The 18,628-nt window shown below is 33.2% G+C and carries 16 protein-coding genes, 1 tRNA gene and 1 pseudogene; 14 read left to right on the plus strand and 4 right to left on the minus strand.

All coding sequences use genetic code 11. From position 1 onward, the window contains the following. The gene (locus tag AD998_18055; protein KOY87782.1) at positions 1-597 is read left to right on the plus strand and encodes an ATP-dependent DNA helicase RuvA; all 597 of its coding nucleotides are present in this window, start codon (positions 1-3) and stop codon (positions 595-597) included. A gap of 330 nt (positions 598-927) precedes the next feature. Next, positions 928-1,257 (plus strand): annotated as a pseudogene (locus AD998_18060) (hypothetical protein). A 49-nt stretch (positions 1,258-1,306) separates the two neighbouring features. On the opposite strand, the gene AD998_18065 reads toward AD998_18060, so the two are convergent. Together AD998_18065 and AD998_18070 are read right to left on the minus strand one after the other, a co-directional pair. Next, complete coding sequence (locus AD998_18065; protein KOY87783.1) at positions 1,307-2,074, minus strand: short-chain dehydrogenase; 768 nt, start codon at positions 2,072-2,074, stop codon at positions 1,307-1,309. Positions 2,075-2,162: 88 nt separating this feature from the next. Beyond that, complete coding sequence (locus tag AD998_18070; protein KOY87784.1) at positions 2,163-3,098, minus strand: transcriptional regulator; 936 nt, start codon at positions 3,096-3,098, stop codon at positions 2,163-2,165. 139 nt (positions 3,099-3,237) lie between these two features. On the opposite strand from AD998_18070, the gene AD998_18075 reads away from it, so the two are divergent. The 5 genes from AD998_18075 to AD998_18095 all read left to right on the plus strand — a co-directional run bounded on the left by AD998_18075 (position 3,238) and on the right by AD998_18095 (position 7,343). Next, positions 3,238-3,819 (plus strand): hypothetical protein, encoded by a 582-nt coding sequence (locus AD998_18075; protein KOY87785.1) that lies wholly within the window; start codon positions 3,238-3,240, stop codon positions 3,817-3,819. Positions 3,820-3,821: 2 nt separating this feature from the next. Beyond that, positions 3,822-4,529 (plus strand): pirin, encoded by a 708-nt coding sequence (locus AD998_18080; protein ID KOY87786.1) that lies wholly within the window; start codon positions 3,822-3,824, stop codon positions 4,527-4,529. Between the two features lie 171 nt (positions 4,530-4,700). Further along, a complete protein-coding gene (locus AD998_18085) occupies positions 4,701-5,216 on the plus strand; it encodes a hypothetical protein (GenBank protein KOY88276.1) in 516 nt (171 codons plus the stop codon). A gap of 105 nt (positions 5,217-5,321) precedes the next feature. Then, positions 5,322-6,461 (plus strand): hypothetical protein, encoded by a 1,140-nt coding sequence (locus AD998_18090; GenBank protein KOY87787.1) that lies wholly within the window; start codon positions 5,322-5,324, stop codon positions 6,459-6,461. 42 nt (positions 6,462-6,503) lie between these two features. Continuing rightward, the gene (locus AD998_18095) at positions 6,504-7,343 is read left to right on the plus strand and encodes a hypothetical protein (GenBank protein KOY87788.1); all 840 of its coding nucleotides are present in this window, start codon (positions 6,504-6,506) and stop codon (positions 7,341-7,343) included. A 122-nt stretch (positions 7,344-7,465) separates the two neighbouring features. On the opposite strand, the gene AD998_18100 is transcribed toward AD998_18095, so the two are convergent. Further along, the gene (locus AD998_18100; protein ID KOY87789.1) at positions 7,466-7,849 is read right to left on the minus strand and encodes a hypothetical protein; all 384 of its coding nucleotides are present in this window, start codon (positions 7,847-7,849) and stop codon (positions 7,466-7,468) included. Between the two features lie 221 nt (positions 7,850-8,070). Between AD998_18100 and AD998_18105 the strand changes: the two genes are divergently transcribed. Further along, positions 8,071-8,763, plus strand: a complete 693-nt coding sequence (locus tag AD998_18105) for a hypothetical protein (GenBank protein KOY87790.1) — start codon at positions 8,071-8,073, stop codon at positions 8,761-8,763. 407 nt (positions 8,764-9,170) lie between these two features. After that, on the plus strand, positions 9,171-11,078 hold the full coding sequence (locus tag AD998_18110) for a hypothetical protein (GenBank protein KOY87791.1): 1,908 nt from the start codon (positions 9,171-9,173) through the stop codon (positions 11,076-11,078). Between the two features lie 44 nt (positions 11,079-11,122). On the opposite strand, the gene AD998_18115 is transcribed toward AD998_18110, so the two are convergent. Continuing rightward, positions 11,123-11,199, minus strand: a tRNA-Met gene (locus tag AD998_18115). Between the two features lie 79 nt (positions 11,200-11,278). On the opposite strand from AD998_18115, the gene AD998_18120 reads away from it, so the two are divergent. From AD998_18120 to AD998_18140, 5 genes are all read left to right on the plus strand, one after another. Next, positions 11,279-11,896, plus strand: coding sequence for a hypothetical protein (locus AD998_18120; protein KOY87792.1), 618 nt, complete (start codon positions 11,279-11,281; stop codon positions 11,894-11,896). A gap of 95 nt (positions 11,897-11,991) precedes the next feature. Further along, a complete protein-coding gene (locus tag AD998_18125; GenBank protein KOY87793.1) occupies positions 11,992-12,528 on the plus strand; it encodes a 30S ribosomal protein S16 in 537 nt (178 codons plus the stop codon). A 52-nt stretch (positions 12,529-12,580) separates the two neighbouring features. Next, entirely contained in the window at positions 12,581-13,135 is a 555-nt protein-coding gene (locus tag AD998_18130) for a ribosome maturation factor RimM (GenBank protein KOY87794.1), read from the plus strand. 704 nt (positions 13,136-13,839) lie between these two features. Continuing rightward, the gene (locus tag AD998_18135) at positions 13,840-15,339 is read left to right on the plus strand and encodes a hypothetical protein (GenBank protein ID KOY87795.1); all 1,500 of its coding nucleotides are present in this window, start codon (positions 13,840-13,842) and stop codon (positions 15,337-15,339) included. A gap of 32 nt (positions 15,340-15,371) precedes the next feature. Further along, on the plus strand, positions 15,372-18,584 hold the full coding sequence (locus AD998_18140; protein KOY87796.1) for a hypothetical protein: 3,213 nt from the start codon (positions 15,372-15,374) through the stop codon (positions 18,582-18,584). Positions 18,585-18,628 lie beyond the last annotated feature (44 nt).

An 18,628-nucleotide genomic window follows, 5' to 3' on the forward strand; every position in this document is an offset into this window, starting at 1 on the left:
ATGTTTGCATACATCAAAGGTACATTAACACATAAAGAAGCTACTCATGCTATTATCGAAACGGCTGGTGTAGGTTATCAAATTAAAATTTCGCTCAATACATACAGCATGCTCAAGGGTGTTGGTGAAGAAGCTTTGCTTCATACTTATCTGCAAATTCAGGAGAATGCTCATAATTTATTTGGTTTTTCTGAACCATCTGAAAAGAAACTTTTTCTTGAACTTATCAGCGTATCAGGAGTAGGACCCAACACAGCCATCGTGATGCTTTCATCTGTAAGTCCATTTGAAATTCAAGAGGCTATTGTGAACGAAGATGTAAAAATGCTACAAGGTGTAAAAGGGATAGGTGCAAAAACAGCCCAAAGAGTTATTTTAGAACTCAAAGATAAAATCAAGAAAGATTTTATGATAACTGAAGGAAAGGTGATAGGGAATGTACCAACATACAGATCTGTAAAAGATGAAGCCATTACAGCTTTGGTGGTATTGGGTATTGCCAAAAATGTTGCAGAAAAGAATGTAGAAGGTATTATCAAACTCAAAGGTGGTGATGTAACCATTGAAGAAGTAATTAAATTAGCTTTAAAAATGTAGGGATTAAAATATATGTTTATTGCTGTTATTGTGCTAATTATTGTAATGGGTGCGTTGTTTCATTACAACACACAAGAAGCAGCCTCATCCAAAAACACTCCAACTCCTTCTAAAAAAGTAAGTTCTCGATACCCATTGGTATTTTTAGACGATTTTGATGCTCCTCAAAAACCTGTAGAAAGTTATAACGAAAACAAAGGAAAAAGCGAAGCTTATTTTCTTAAATATCTTCAAAAAAACTTCCCAAAGCATATTCATACAGATTTGGCTCTACAAATAGATGAAGCTTTTTATTATCCCGATTTTACATTTTTCAGCAAAAAACACAATCTATACATTGATATTGAAATAGATGAGCCTTACAATTTTAAAGGAAAACCAACTCATACCATTAGCTCTGATGATACACGAAACCTGTTTTTTATGGAAGCTGGTTGGATTGTTATTCGTTTTACAGAAGAGCAAGCCGTAAGACAACCCACACAATGTTGTAAGTTTATTGCAGATACTATTTTTAAAATTACAAGAGATCAGAGTTTTACTGAAAACCTCAAAGGCATACAGCCTCTTACCATTCTCCCTTCCCCTTGGACTGCTGAACAAGCAGAACAAATGTTTTCCAATCGAGTTCGTGATAGTTATATTGATATCTTAAAATAAAAAGAGCTAGTAGAGTTTTCTACTAGCTCTTCCTAATATAAAGTTTACTTTAAATGAGCATTCCTCCTGTTACTTCTATTCTTTGAGCATTTACCCATTTAGAATCATCAGAACACAAGAAAGCTACCACTCCCCCTATATCATCAGGCAGCCCTGTTCTGCCCAAAGCTGTCATAGAAGATATCATATTGTTAAGGTCTTTATCATTTTTTAAAGCTCCACCTCCAAAATCTGTTTCAATAGCTCCTGGAGCTACTACATTTACCCTAATACCTCTATTTCCTAAAAATTTAGCCTGATATTTTGTAAGAGTTTCTACGGCTCCTTTCATAGTAGCATAGGCTTCATAACCTGTAAAACTGAATCTGGTAAGTCCTGAAGAAATATTTACAATAGAACCTCCATCACTCATGAAAGGCAAAAGCTTTTGTGTAAGAAAAAAAGGAGCTTTTAAATGAATATTCATCATGGAATCAAATTGCTCTTCTGTAGTATTTGCAAAATCTGCATGTAATCCGACACCTGCATTGTTCACAAGTGACGAAAACTTATCAGCTCCAAACTCAGTAGAAAGAATGTTTTGAAAGTTTTTTACGAATGTCTCAAATTCATTACTTTTTGACACATCTAATTGTAAAGTTGCAGCTTTTCTGCCCAAGTTCTTTATAGTAGCTACTACTTCTTCTGCTTCTGCTTTTTTGCTATGATATGTAATTACAACATCTATACCCTTTTTAGCAAGTTGTAAAGCCATATCCCTGCCTAAACCACGGCTTCCGCCTGTTATCAATGCGATTTTCTGATTGTTATCAGCCATATTTTTTTATGTTTAATGATAACACAAAACTGGCTAAACCTATCTAGATAACGTTTACAAAAATCAATGCAATTTTTGCAAAATTCAATCAATTATCTCTAAAAGAAAGAGGTGAGAGATTTGTCTGTTTCTTGAAAAAATTAGAAAAGTGTGCTAACTCCTCAAAACCCAAGCTATAGGCTATTTCAGATACATTCCATGTGGTTTGTTTCAGTAAAATTTTTGCTTCTTGCAATATTCTGCTTGTAATAATTTCTGTGGTTGTTTTACCTGTTAATGTCTTTAAAACTTTATTAAGGTGATTTACATGCACTCCTAAAACATCTACATAATCTTTGGCTGTACGAAGTTGGAGTATCTGATTGGGTGATTCAATAGGAAATTGCCTTTCCAATAGCTCTATAAATAACGTAGATATGCGAACAGATGCATTATTTTTCTTGCTCATAACATCCATAGGTCGTAATTTCTGTCCAAAATGAATTAATTCCATTACATAATTTCTAATTAAATCATATTTAAACTGATATTCTGAACCTATTTCAACAGACATTTTTTCAAATATCAATGCAATTTCTGTATATTGTTGTTCAGTAATCTGAAAAATAAAATCCCCATTGGGCTTAAAAATTGGCAAATCATCTATATTCATTCCTATTTTTGATTTTGCCATAAAGTCTTTGGTGAAAACACAAAAATGCCCTGCTTGCTCATCATCAAGAGAAGTGTATCTGTATGGAATTCTGGGTGTTGCAAATAAAACACCATAATTCTCTATTTCTATCACTTTGTCTGCATATTCAACAATATTTTTTCCTTTTATCAAACTGATCTTATAATAAGTCCTTCTATTATAAGGCATTACTGGCTTTGACTTAAAGACTTTGTACATTTCTACAATATTAAACACGTTAAAATGCCCTATGTCTGTATCAAAATTGTTGTTTAGAAAACTCTCCAGATTATTGCAAACTTTCTCCCCTAAGATTTCATTATAAAATTCTTTGATAGATATTGTAATCATATTTTTGTAAAATTCAAATATTATCTTTTTTATAGAATGATTTAAACCTATAATTGGTTCCACGAAAATATATATTTAAGAATTTGAACTTTTTGATTAGTTTATATGTTACAACATAAATTGTTAAAACATTTATTTTATGAAGTCTATAGAAATTAAACAAGCTCAAACACAACATGCCGTTAGTGAATTTATTCGTAAAAGATGGAGTGCAAGAGCATTCAACGATACTCAAATACCTCAAGAAACCCTTGAAACACTACTTGAAGCTGCTTCGTGGGCTCCAAGTGCCAACAATGAACAACCTTGGGTATATTATTATGCCTTCAAAGGAACAGAAGGTTTTGAAAATCTTTGGAGCTGTCTGCTCCCAGGCAACCAATTATGGACAAAAAATGCAAGTGTACTTGTTTTAAGCCTTGCTCGAAAAACCTTTGAAGCCAATCAGAAACCCAATAACACTGCCAAATATGATGTAGGAGCTGCCAATGCTACTTTGCTTTTGGAAGCAACCCAACACGATATTTTCGGGCATATTATGGGTGGTTTTGATGCCGAAAAAACAAAAAATATGTTTAATTTGGATGAAAACTTAGAACCTGTAGTGATGATGGCTCTGGGTTATTTGGCAGAAGCCGAAACCCTTGAAGAACCTTTCAAGACCAGAGAACTAACACCCAGAAAAAGAAAATCCGTTTCTGAAATTTCAAAACAGTTGTAGTTATGCAAGTGAAATTTTTTCCTAAAACTGAAAGAGGCGTAAAAGATATTGGTTGGCTCAAAAGCAATTTTACTTTCAATTTTAGCACCTTCAAAAGTCCTGATAAAAATGGTTTTGGTTTACTGAAAGTCTTTAACGATGATTTTGTGGAAAAAGGAACAGGTTTTGGTTTGCATCCTCATGCCAACATGGAAATCATTTCGGTTATGCTTGCGGGCAAAATGAACCATAAAGATTCTATGGGTTACTACGAAGTAGTAGAAAAAGATTGGGTACAAATTATGAGTGCAGGCTCAGGCTTACGCCACGAAGAGTACAATGTGGGAGATGATGAAGTGAATTTCTTACAAATTTGGATAGATCCCAAAGTTCAGAATATTACGCCTCGATATCAGAAACGATATTTTCCTTTAGAAAAACGTAAAAACCAGATTACAACGGCTATCAGTAACGAAGAAGGCGTTTTGCATTGCTGGATAAACCAAAATGCTAAAATCAGTTTGGGACATTTGGAAACTCAAAAAACAGCTTCTTATAGCCTTGTAAACGAAAATATGTGTGCTTTTGTGTTTGTGATTGATGGAGATTTGAAAATTGGAAGCCATATACTTGCCAAACGAGATGCATTGGGCATTTGGCAAACCAACTCTTTTACTATTTCAGCAAACTCTGAAACCCAGTTTATAATCATCGAAGTGCCTATCAATTAGCTTTGAATACGATCAGATAATCAGAACCTCCAATATTAATGTTGGAGGTTTTTTATTTCCACAAAACAATCGAATAATTTCAGCCAACAAACGTTTATGTTCAAACTAAACTTATTAAAATCCATGAAAAACATATTTTACAGCATTGTTTTTGTAAGCTCTTGGAGCTTGATTTCTTGCAATTCCTCTCAAACTGATACAAAAACGACTAAAGCCGATACTACACAAAAAACTATTTCTTTTGATGCTGTTGAGTCTAAAAAACAAATAGCAGCCATGTTAGACTCCTTTAATGTGGCTGCTGCCCAAAGTAATTACGAAAAATACTTCAGTTACTTTACTGAAGATGCCATTTTTATTGGCACAGACGCTACTGAAAACTGGAACAAACAAGCCTTTATGAAATGGTCAAAGCCTCATTTCGACAAAAAGAAAACTTGGAATTTCAAAGCTCTTGAAAGAAATATATATTTTTCTAAAACAGGCGATTTGGCATGGTTTGATGAGCTTTTGGATACTTCTATGAAAATTTGCAGAGGCTCTGGTGTAGTTGTAAAACAGGGTAATGAGTGGAAAGTCCAGCAATATGTACTTTCCATGACAATCCCCAATGAACAAATAGACCCAGTTCTCAAACTCAAAGTCCCTATCGAAGACTCGCTGATTCAAAAACTTAAACAGAAGTAGTTTTTTTATATTCTAAGTGAAACGAAGAATCTACAATCAAGCCTCTAAATAAATTTAGAGGCTGTTTCATTTTTTCGTAAATTAGCATACCCAATCCTATAATTCATGAAAATTGTCTTGCTTATTTTATCAATCATTTTACTATTTGGCTCTTGCAAGAAAAACAATGATGAACACTTTAAAAAAGCTATTGTTGGTGAATGGGTATTTGCCAAAGCAGAAGAAAAAAATCCTCCTAAAAAAGCAGAAGTAGTAACTGAATTCTCCCCAGATATATATTGGAAAAGAGCTTATCAGTTCTATGAAAACGATTCTTGTGAGTATAAATTAGGCTTTTTTGACAGATATCATGATAAAAAAACTCAAGATATTATGATGCTTTTTAAAGGCACAGAAACCCAATATAAAATAGAAGATGACAGCCTCAAAATATATTTTCCCAATATAGACAAATGGAGAAGCACAAAAATTAAAAGTATTATGGCAGATACCCTTACCCTCCAATTCAATGATAGTACATTTGCCAAGTTTGCAAAAAGACGTTATACGATTAATCAAAATGAAAGCTATGACCAAATTATTATCTCTTCATCTGAATGTTGTGGCTCCTGTCCCATTTCTAATATCAGCATCCATAAAAGCGGAGAAGTCTTGTATGATGGAGAGCGTTTTAATTTAATAAATGGACTATATACCTCTTATATTACCCCTCAACTGTATGCAAAACTGGAACTAGAGTTTAAGAAGGTAGGAATAGATACTCTAAAAACACGTTATACGAGAGGTGTGAAAGGAATATCAACCATTACTATTACTTTTATCAAAAACAATCACATCTATAAAACAATTGTAAATGAAGATTATGAAGCCCCTGATGAATTATATTGGGCATATCTGCCTGTATGGTTCTTACACCAACGTTTGCATTTAAAACCATATACACACCAAAAGCCTGCTATAGCTTATAGAAATTCTTTGTACAGAGAAGAACATATTTCGCAAATTGGTTCTAAAAAAATCATCTATTTAAAACAATCTGAAGCCTTTTTTCTCCAAACAGAGTTATTTAAAAGTACTATTGTCAGCAATTCTACTCCTTGGAAACCTACATACATTATTGATAAATGTTATGCAGGAACAGACCTTTATATTACCACTGATGGGCGTTATTTTGAGTATCAAGATAAACTCTACGACCTTGGCTATAATTTCATTGAGCAGAACAACCTCGAAAAAACTAAATAACATTTCATTTTTTTGTAAATTGGGTATCAAAACCTATAACTCATGAAAGTTACTTTATTCATTTCAATCTTCATTCTTTTGTTTTGTTCAAATCTCTTTGGGCAAACAGCAGATGATACTTTAACAAAAATTCCTGTTGTTTCTAAAGCACCTGTAAGTTATAGAATTAATGTTCAGGGAAGCACTTTGCATGGTTATTACAAAAAAGGCTATGACCTAACTATCTACGGCGACTCTCTGGCAGTGGGTTTCAGGGCTGACTGCGACAAAGATGATGACTGGTCAGGGGCAAAAGCTCATGGTACAACACAGTCTTCCAATAGTTTTGAATCTGCTTTTCGATGTGAATTCAATCCACACCTTTTATATGGAACGGTTTTGCCAAGTTTCCAAAAAGGACAAAATCATTTTGATAAACTCAAAAAACTCGGCGTTGAAACTGGCGATTTGACCATCACTTACAAACTTGATGAACATAATATGCCTATTGATTCTGTGATTGGCGTAGTATTCGACAGAGGACCACAGAACCAACCTGGGGAATCGAGTGTAGCCACTTGCAACCGATTTAAAACAGCCTTAGACAATAACCAATTCATTTACATGGTGTATCCGAACACCGCCCAATATCTAAAACAGGTGATAGGCGTAAAATCTGATAACCGAACCCTCGAAAGAAACCCAACCAACGCCGATTTTGAACAAGCCTTTAAACTCATGTTGCTTGCCCATGACGCTGAAAAAAGAGATAATACAGCTAAAAAAATTCTGCATTTTCTATCCCAAATCAAAATTATCACCCATTTTGACAACGCCACAGCACAAGAAAGAACAGAAGGAAAATTGAAACCCAAAAACAACGACCGAAATCTGAATGAATAACTGAATTGCAACGAAGCCATCATAGCGAGCGAAAAGCGAAGCTATCCTAAATTGGTATTTTCCAATTGCCTTCGATTTAAAATTGAAGGCTTTTTTGTTTGGTTTAGTTTAAATAACCTTTTTTATGTAGTAAAATATTTTGTAAACAACTGAATCTCTAAGTAAACCATGTCAAATGATCGAATTTTTAATTTAGTATCATTAAGTTTGCCTACATAGTAGCTAAATCGTTGATATAATTCCTCCTCCGTTTTCTCATACTCAGGGTCTGATCCTCCAATAGAATTGGGACTCATTGCTGTATGATGTTCTTTTGTCTTCTCATCATATTCTAAACACTTTTCCTCAAAGAATATTTTCATTTTATGTAGTCTATTTTTGGCTCTTTCAATTAAATTACCGCCCTCTCTTAGCTGAATTATCATCTCAAAAGCTAACCGAATATTTTCTATATCTCCAGATACTAACATCTGATTTAACCTTACTTTTTCTCGTATTGTCATCATTCAAATAAATGTTACAACATTTAATATTGATAGTTTTATAACATTTCTTTCAAAACATTACACCTGAATATAACACACAAAAACATATTTTCAATGAGAAAACAAGCTTTTATACTTATTTTTTTTACTCATAAAAAAAAGATATTACACCACTACAAAATCAGGGATTCCCTGATGCATAGAAGTTTTTTATTTTGTAGGTTGGCAAGAAAAAAGTTACTATGAGTGCGAAAATAAAAAACCCTAACAATGATGAAGAAGCAAAATTCAATTTAGGTGATATTGTTGTCCTTAAAAGTTTTGCTATTTATAGCCACAAAATCAAAGATAAATTTCACTTTGACCAAACAGCTCCAATCAATGTATCTCCATTTATGATTGTCATTAGAGCAGATTTAAACACCTCTAATTATCGAACAGATTGTTTTCAAAGCCAAGATTTTGTTCGGTATCGTTGTATGTGGTATAGCCCAAGTAAAGGTGATTTTCAAGAAGATGTATTTTTTGAAAGCTTACTTATGAGAGTAAAATCTTATAAAGGGGAAAGTTTTGAGTCTAGTAAATCACTATGTGATGTATTTAAATATGGTGAAGCAGCTATTTTTAGAACAAGAGATTTAGAAATGTCAAAGGTATTTCCAGAGCATAACCCACATGGCAGATTTAAAGAGGTTGCAAACTTTATTCCTCCAGATTTAGTGATGGCAGGTGTAAAAATTGCTAAAGACATAGATAAAGATGGTAAAGAACAAAATATTATTCTTGAAAAAAACAAAAAAGTACATCGCTATGATTGTGAAAACAGAATAATAGGTCGATGGTTTAGTACAACTCAAGGAAAATTTCTAAAGAGAGATTTTATCCCTCATGCTTTGGAAGCAATGAAGATAAATGCTAACTTTGAAGAAGGATAAAATAACAAACTATTATCGTTTTTTTATTACCAGCCTTTAATAATGGCAAGGGATGTGAGTAACAATAGATTATTTATATTTTGTTCCATTTCTTATTGAATTATTTATTTATCTTAAATAGTTTGATTTGATTTATTACGAAATATACAATCTTTGACAACTCTAAAGCTATCGAAAGACAAGTTATGAATTTGTATTCACTTGATAATATATCAATCAAGATGATGCTTATGCTAAAGCTGAGATTTATAATCTTCCATATAGCATTCTTGTACTTTCTAACGCAATCTTTGGATTGCTGTACTAGCAAAATACCATAGATATTCACTCTATGTGGACTTCGATTATAAAAGTTTGTTGTTTGGGAGCATCTCATCTTTATTGATGCTCTCTATCCTTTCTTATCTATGAAAAAGCAGAAAAATAAAAAAATAAAAGACGAAATCTTTGATTCTTTAAAGCCCAAAGGTTATACTCATCTTACAAAGAAAATAGCAAATCCAAATAAGAGCAATATAAAAAAAACTCTTCATCAGATTTCAAATAAAAATTATATTCTGAAGTATAATTTTTTTCCCTTACTAAAATATACAAAAATTGAACAAAAATATAAGAAAGTAACAGATAAAGAACTTGAGAAATCATTAGAAAAATCGGTATTAGCTCTTGGGGCAAATGATAAACTTAAAAGAAGAAACTCGAAAAAAGAGCGTATTATAGAGTACCCTACTCATCAAGATTCTTTAATTTACTCTTTTTATTCAAAACTTCTTCTTACACCTATTTATGAAAATGTCTTAAAGTCTAATCATTGTTTAAATGAAAGCGTAATTGGTTATAGGAAAATACCCCTTGATAAAAATAAAGGAAAAAGTACAATACATTTTGCTAAAGATGTATTTGAGCATATTCAGAAATTTGGTGAGTGTTATGTAATTACCTTTGATATTAAAGATTTTTTTCCCTCAATTAATCATCATAAACTTTTTGATAGTTTACTCAGCCTATTGAAAAGCTATTTAAAAAATCCATCCCCTCTTAATCTAAAAATCAAATCTCCTTATAAAAACCTCGTTAGCAAGATTGTTAATAACAAAAAAAACCAATGGCAAACTAATATTACAGAAAATAGGCTTCCTGAAGACTTATATAAAATTTTTAGAGCTGTTACTCAATATGCCTGTATAGATTTACAACATCTAAAAAAGCCTAATGGTAAACGGCTTTTGACAGAACAAAGGCTTTCTGAAATCAGTAAAAAGGGTATTGAAGCATTTTTTACTAACCCCAAAGAAATGCGAGATTATTTAAGAGAAAATAAAATTATCATTCACAAAAATAAAGAGAAAGGTATCCCTCATGGATTACCCATCAGCTCGCTTTTCGCTAATATTTACATGAAACCTTTTGATGAAGCTATTTTAAGCAAATTGAAAGATATAAACTCTGAATTTCTATATAGACGTTATTCAGATGATATGATTGTTGTTTTACCTAAAATAGAAAGCTTTGATTTACAGAAACTCCAAAATCTTTTTAAAAATGAGTTAAAAAAAATAGAATTAGAATTATCTACCTCCAAAACTGAATGTTTTGAGGTTTGTAAATTAGAAAATAGTTTGCTGAGTGTAAAGAAAAAAGTTACCTTAAAAAATCTTATTCAAAAAAAATCTAATGAAAATAATGAGGAATGTCTTTTTTGTAAAAATACAAGTGAGCATACAGAAAATTATAGTTTAGTAACTGAATGGAGAACTCTTCCTATTACATATTTAGGGTTAGAATTTCATGGAGAAGTTGAAGCTAATAATAATAGCAAAAAAAGACTTGATGTAAGGCTTAAAAACTCTTCTATTCAGAAATTTTATAGAAGAATGGATATAGCTATTCAAAGACAGGTAAAAAGAGCATTTATCAAACATTTGAGAGATTTAACCTTCAAACCTATTGTTTTTAGAAGACAATTATATCGTTTATTTAGTAAGGAAGGTGCTTTTTGTAAATATAAAGATGCAGAAACCGAAAAAAACAAAAGAAAGAAAACTATCAAAAAAGCTAAAATCTTAGACTATGATAACTCTAAAGGCTATTTTGTCTATTCAAATAAAAAGAAAAAGACTAATATATCTGCAAAGCATATGGGCAATGCGATTACTTTTGCAAGACGTGCAGATTTCATTTTTTTTGGTGAGAGGCAAGAGGTTATGTTTAAGCAATACAGAAATGCAAATAAAATTTTAGAGTCAAGAATAGCTTATTGGGTAAATAAATATCAAGAAAATATAACAGATTTAGAAATCAAGTATAATTTATAAAATCACAAAAGCCCTAAAACATGATGTTGTTCCAGGGCTTTGTGTTGTGGTCCCACTTGGAATCGAACCAAGCACCTACTGATTATGAGTCAGTTGCTCTAACCGAATGAGCTATAGGACCAAAAGCTATTGTGATAGCTCTTTTCAGGTTGCAAATGTAGCAAGTATCGTATATATTTGCAAGAAAAATTTAAAAAAAGTTGAAAAATTTTGAAGCCCTTATTTTCGATTTAGGTGGAATCATTATCAATATAGATTTCAACCTCACCCTCAAAGCTCTTGAGCAATTTACCCATCATCAGTTTGGAGAAGGCGAATACCTCACCAAACATGCTATTTTCTACGAATTTGAGACAGGAAAAATCTCCGAAGATGTTTTTTTTGAAGAACTCAAAAATACCTTTGGTTTACAAGCCGATAAAAACACCCTCATCAAAGCTTGGAATACCCTGCTTCTCGATATTCCTCAGGAAAGAGTAAGCCTCATTCGCAAACTTTCACAGAAATACCCAACGTATATATTGAGCAATACCAATCCTACACACCTCATCGAAGTAGAAAATATTTTAAGAGCTCAAACAGATGCCCAAAGCCTCCAAGAACTTGTCAAAAAGCCTTATTACTCTTTCGAGATGGGCAAAGCCAAACCCGAAACGGCTATTTATCAGCAGGTGATAGACGAAAACAATTTGGTTGCAGAAAAAACTTTATTCATAGATGATAGCCTCAAAAACCTAGATGGGGCAAAACTGACACATTTACAAACTTTGCATATCAATCCAAAGACACAGAGCATTTTAGATTTTTTACAAGAATAATTTTTTATTTGCGAAAATATTGCTAATTTTGCCGACCAAAAACCGAAAGACAGACGGGTTTCTGTCATTCTCAACTAAAAAAATAATATACAACAATGGCTGTAAAAATTAGATTAGCCCGCAGAGGAAAGAAAAGATACGCAATGTATGATGTAGTAGTTTCTGATTCTCGTTCACCACGTGATGGTCGTTTTATCGAGAAAATTGGTACTTACAATCCAAATACCAACCCTGCAACTATCAAATTGAACGAAGACAAAGCATTTGAATGGGTAATGAATGGTGCTGTACCAACTGATACTGTAAAAGCGATGCTTTCTTATCGTGGTATTTTATTCAAAAAACATTTGAAATTAGGTGTTTTGAAAGGTGCTATCACACAAGAACAAGCTGATACAAAATTACAAACTTGGTTAGATTCTAAGAATGCGAAAATCCAAGGTAAAGTAGAAGACTTAGCTAAAACTAAGAAAGATGCTCAAAAAGCTCGTTTGGACGCTGAAACGAAAGTGAAAGAGGACAGAGCAAAAGCAATCGCTGAAAAGCAAAAAGTTCAAGAGGCTCAACCAGTAGCTGAAGAAACAACCACAACGGAGAATACAGAAACCACTCCAGAACAAGGTGCAGAATAAGAAATCTCAAACCTATCAGAATTCTGATAGGTTTTTTTAATCTTACACAATTATGGCAGAAGAGAAAGATACATACAGCATAGATGAGTGCTACGAGTTAGGCAAAATTATTAAACCACATGGTTTAAAAGGTGAAGTAAGCATTTTTTTGGATGTAGATTATCCAGAGGATTACGAAGAAATGGACTCAGTACTTGTACACCTCAATGGTGAGCTTGTAGATTTTGATATTGAGCAAATTCGTATTCTACCCAATAAGCCCAAAACAGCTCTTGTTAAATTGGCTACTATTGATAAAATAGAGCAAACAGAAGATTTGATTGGAGCTCTTTTATATTTACCCTTAGATGTACTCCCTGAACTAGGTGAAAAAGAATTTTATTACCACGAAGTCATTGGTTTTGAAGTAATGGATAAGACATTAGGTTTTATTTCTACCATTGATAGTGTTTATAGTTTCACAGAAGGCTCTTTACTTGTACTTGAGTATAAAGGAAAGGAAGTTCTGATTCCTATCAATGATGAAACCATTGCAGAAGTAGATAGAGAAAAGAAAATTTTGCATGTAAACCTACCCGATGGGCTTTTGGATGTATATTTGTCATAAAATATGATATTCTTGAGAAACCTCTAAAAACTATATTTTAGAGGTTTTTTTATTTATTTTTTTGATAATTGAGTTTTTATTTAGAATATTGCCCGTAGAGATTTGAAATACCTTGCTTCTTAGCAATAAGATGAATGATGTTTCGTCATTCTTGAAAATTTGTAACAAATACTTCACTACATACTATCTTTATGGTGACTAAGGTACCCTAGTGGGTGTTTTCTGTGTTACCACCAAGTGCTTAAACACCCACTAGGGTACCTTAGTCTTGGAGTTGATAGATATAGTCCAGAGAAAATACGAAGTTCCTTCAAATCCACTTTAACATCTAAAAAGTACATTTTTTTAGATGTTATTTTTTTGTTAAAAAATTTTGAAGTTTTAAATTTTATTCAGATATTGCCCATAGAGATTTGAAAATACCTTGCTTCTTAGCAATAAGATGAACGATGTTTCGTCGTTCTTGAAAATTTGTAACAAATACTTCACTACATACTATCTTTATGGTGACTACACCACCCTATCGGGTGTTTCCTGTGTTACCACCAAGTGCTTAAACACCCGATAGGGTGGTGTAGTCTTGGAGTTGATAGATATAGTCCAGAGAAAATACGAAGTTCTTTCAAATCATTATCTCAATCCTACAAAATAAAAAAACTTGTTTTGTAGGATTATTTTTTTCGAGTAAACACTGTATCAATATTATGGCCGAGCAACTTACACGCCAACAATTATACGATCGCATCCGTGAAACATCTAAAGATGCTTATATTCTTGAAGAAATGAAACGTTTGGGTTTTTGGGAGAATTCTTCTCAACCTACCCTCTCCGAAGCCCTAATACAACGTGAAGCTACTCTTCAAAAAGAGCTCAACGAGTTACTTGATAAGCAACGTAAATACAACAGTCGTGAGCAACTTTTACGTGATATGCGTAAACAAAAGCTCAAGCTTTCTAAAGAAAAGCAAGCTGAAACAAAAAAACGACAAGAAGAAAAAAGACAACTCAAAGCCCAGAAGTGGGTTGAATCTAAGCAAAAAGAAATTGTTTATTTGGGCGAAAGTGTTTCAGGAGGTTTGAATGAAAAAACATCTAATCAAGCTCTTTTAGCAAAATATCAGCTATCCGATTTTGCTTCTGTACTTGGGCTTGCAGAAGCCATGAAGGTTTCTTTAGCTCAATTAAGGTTTTTGGCTTTTCATAGAGCTGTTTCTAAAACAAGTCATTATCATTTTTATTCAGTACCCAAGAAATCAGGAGGAAAACGACTGATTTCAGCTCCAAAGCCTCTACTCAAAAAATGCCAACACTGGATATTAGAATCCATTTTATATAAAATTACTCCTAGTGAACATGTACATGGTTTTGTTCCTAAAAAATCCATTGTTACCAATGCAAAGCCTCACCTCCAAAAAGATATTGTTGTCAATTTAGACTTAAAAGACTTTTTCCCTTCTATTTCTTACAAACGAGTAAAAGGGCTTTTTGTCAATTTAGGCTATAGCGAACAGCTAGCTACAGTTCTAGCACTTATTTCCACTCATTACGAAATGGATAAAGTCAATGTAGACGGAGATGTTTACTATGTACAAAAAGGTGAAAGAGTATTGCCACAAGGTTCTCCTGCAAGCCCTGCTATTACAACACTCATTGCTTACACAATGGATAGACGTTTACAAGGTTTGGCAAAAAAATTAGGGTTTACCTACACTCGCTACGCTGATGACCTTACATTTTCTACAGACGCAAGCAATGAAGGTAATATTGCTACTTTGCTTTATTTTACAAAACAAGTAGTAGAAGATGAAGGCTTTACTGTACACCCTGATAAAACGCATGTTATGCGTAAAGGCTCACAACAAAAGGTAACAGGAGTTGTAGTAAATGACAAACTGGGCGTAGATAGAACAATTTTAAGAAAATTCAGAGCCTTTTTACACCAAGTAAGCCAATTTGGTTGGGGTAAAAACAAATGGGGAAATGGAGACAATCCTAGACAAAGTGCTTTGGCATTTGCTTCTTTTGTAATGATGGTCGATAAAGAAAAAGGTACAAAATTGATGAATCAAATCAAGGCTATTGCAGATAGCTCTGTGGTTACAGAAAAGAAAAAAACTGTTTCACAAGAACCCCAAAAACAAGTTCCAGAAGAAAAAACAAATACCTCTACCCCTGCTTCTCAGGATTGGTGGGATATATTCTAGTAGTTTGGTGATAGAGCTTTAAAATATTTTTTATGAAACTAATTCAACAAGTTAAGCTATTTTTTCAAGAAGGCACTTCAGATAAAGTGTATGAAATAGATTTGTGTGAAGTAGGTACAGACCAGTATGTCGTAAATTTCAGATATGGCAAACGTGGTAGCAATCTAAAAGATGGCACAAAAACGACTACCTCTGTCAACCTTACCAAAGCTCAGGCTGTATTCAATAGTTTGCAAAAAGAAAAAACAGATAAAGGCTATCAAATAGCCACAGACGACTCACAAACTACAGTAGTATTGCCTAAACCTACAAAAGCACTTACCAATACATTGGAAGGTTCTATTTTGCAACGTTTACAAGATGCCATAGATGGGAAGAACTCTTTTAAAACTGTTTGGAAAATAAGCCGTGTAGCTTGGAGGGTGGGTATAATGAAATTCCAAGAAGCTGTTCCTTATCTTCTAAAACTTGTAGATAAAGGTGATAAAATGCAAAAGTATTGCGTTTTATGGGCATTGGCTCGTTGTGCTGACTCAAAAGCTCTCTCTACATTCCAGACAAATTATGCAAATAACTCTAATGATGACAATGCTCGAAAAATAGCATTAGAAGGCTTATTGAACGTTTCACCTGCTCCAGAAAAACAGAAATTAGTAAATACACTCATTGAGAAGCTTCCACAAGCCATGCAAGACTGTTTTGCTAGCAACCGTGTGGCAGATATTGAGCCAATTGTACTTTCAAGAATCACTGAAAAGCAAACCGAATATACTTTTTTAGAAACATTGTACTTGCTTGCTAATGAGCATCCTATTATCTCTAAAATTTTAGCAAAAGCTTTGCAGGTAATGCCCATTCGTCCACCTCATTTCAAACATATTCGTTCTATTTATAAATTGGCAGAATTAAGGGATGATGTTTTGATACTTGGGACTCTTTCATATCTTTTTGAAAGTAAGCCTTATATGTATCAGGGTGTTAAGAAAAGTTGGAGAAGTTCAAAGTATGTGTCAGAACTTGGTACATATATCAAAGTAAAAGATGAAATCAAAAGTAAAAACTCTAAAATTGCCTTTTCTGATTCCACAAAAGCCTATTTACAAAGAAGAGATTTGAAACGTCTCAAAGATGCAGGTAACCAAACAGCACAAGAATATGTAAAATTGGCTGCTGCTATTCTACTTTCTTATACCAAAGAAGACTACACAGAGGCTTATATGGAATCTCAAGGTTATGGAAGCTGGGATTATAAAGCAAAAAAATATACACATACATTTATAGAACGTCCTGAGTGTGCCAATAAACTTTTACTCAATTTAATACTCAATGGGAACAACAAATCTATGCGTTTTACTGAAAACAAATGGGTAAAAGGAGAACGCATTTCAGAAACATCTTCTTCATGGTATTATAATGGAAGTGCAAAAAAGATAGAAAATGTTAAAACGCCTATCCAAAGAGTAAAAGAATTGAATAGTACACCTGAAAGAGTTGATTTATACCCTGAAAAATGGGATGAATTTCCACAGGTATATATTCAGCTTCTGATGCAAGGTAAAAATGATTTGGTACATGAATTTGCTTATAAAAATCTAAAATTTCACCCCAAATCGAAAGAATTGATTTCTAAGATAGACAAGTCTATGATTAAGAGTCTAGTAACTTCTAATCATTCTATTCCTGTCTTTTTTGGTTCAGAAATCATCAAAGAACGAATGGCAAGTGGTATTGATAACGAACTCATTATGTTCATGTTAAACTCTCCAGTATATGAAGCCAGGGAGTTTGCCATTACTGTTATCAATTTACAACCTAACCATTTTTTAGAAGATACTTCATTTATTACTTCTATTCTGTTTAGTTCTTACAAAGAGGTTAGAACGTGGTCTGAAACATTTTTAAATACACATACTTTACAAGCCGAAAAATGGCAATTGATTGTTGGTAAATCCATTGCTAAAATGCTTGGTGAAACGTTTGATAGCAAAGCATTGGCTTATGCTCATTTTGCTTTGAAAAAATATGCTGATTTGGCTTTAGAAAAGCTAAGTTGGAATGTAGTATTAGAACTTTTAGATTCTCCTATTTCTGAAAACAAAGTATTTGCAAGTGATATATTATTGCTCAAATCCAATTCTATCAAGGCAGAAGATATTCCATTTAAAATTGTAAGTGGATTTTTGGGTGCTGAATCGGAACAGATGCGAAATAATGGAATGGCTATTTTTGCAAAATATAGTGACCAAAATCTCCTCAAGGCTCATGAAATGCTAGGACAAATGGTTCTTTCGCCTCATGCAAGCCTCAGAGAGTCTGCTATTGGTATTGTTAAAAAACTTATTCCCCAAAGCACAGAATTCAGCAAACAGATTTGTACATCGTTGCTAATGGCTCTTCGAAGAAAAGAAACTTATGAGAACGCTCATGAGTCGGTAGCCAACTTGTTACTCAACGATTTAGAGAGATATTTGAAAGAGGTAGAACTCAAAGATGTATTAGATTTAATTTATGGCAATTACAGACAAGGACAATTGGTAGGTTTCCATATTTTAGAAAAATACATCCATACAGCCGATATGACTTTACGCCAAGTAATTGCCCTTGCTAATCATGAGCTTTTGGTTATTCGTCATTGGGCAATTGATTTCTTTGAGAAAAACATATCCCGTATTCGTTATGAACGCAATGAAGCTATCAGACTTTTAGATGCCAAATGGGATGATACAAGGCTTGCAGCTATGAATTTCTTTAGAAATCATTTTACGAAAGATGATTGGGATGTGGATAGTCTGGTGAGCATTGCAGACGCCGTAAGATCTGATGTAGAGAATTTTGGTAAAGAATTGATTATGAAATTCTTTGAAGAGGAAGATGGAGAACAATATTTAACCATGCTCAGTCAGCACCCTTCTGCATCTATGCAACTTTTTGTAACCAATTATTTAGAGCGTTTTGCTTCTAACAATTTGGAACGCCTCAAAACATTAGAATTTTTCTTCCGTTCTGCTCTGATGCGTGTAAACCGTGGTCGTATTGCTAAAGACAGAATTGTTGACTTCCTAGAAAAAGAAGCTACAAATTCTGAGGAAACAGCTTTTTGGTTGGTAGCTCTACTCAATGATATGGTCAATACATTGGCTGTTCAAGATAAAGCCTCTTTTATTCAGTTGTTACAAAAACTTAAGCATTTACATAAAAACTTAAAAGTGGCTATCACATTTGAACCTTTAGTCATTGAACAGTAATTACTAACTACTGATAACTGATAATTCATCACTTATAACTCAAA

The sequence above is a fragment of the bacterium 336/3 genome (assembly GCA_001281695.1).
Classification (GTDB): Bacteria; Bacteroidota; Bacteroidia; order Cytophagales; family Thermonemataceae; genus Raineya.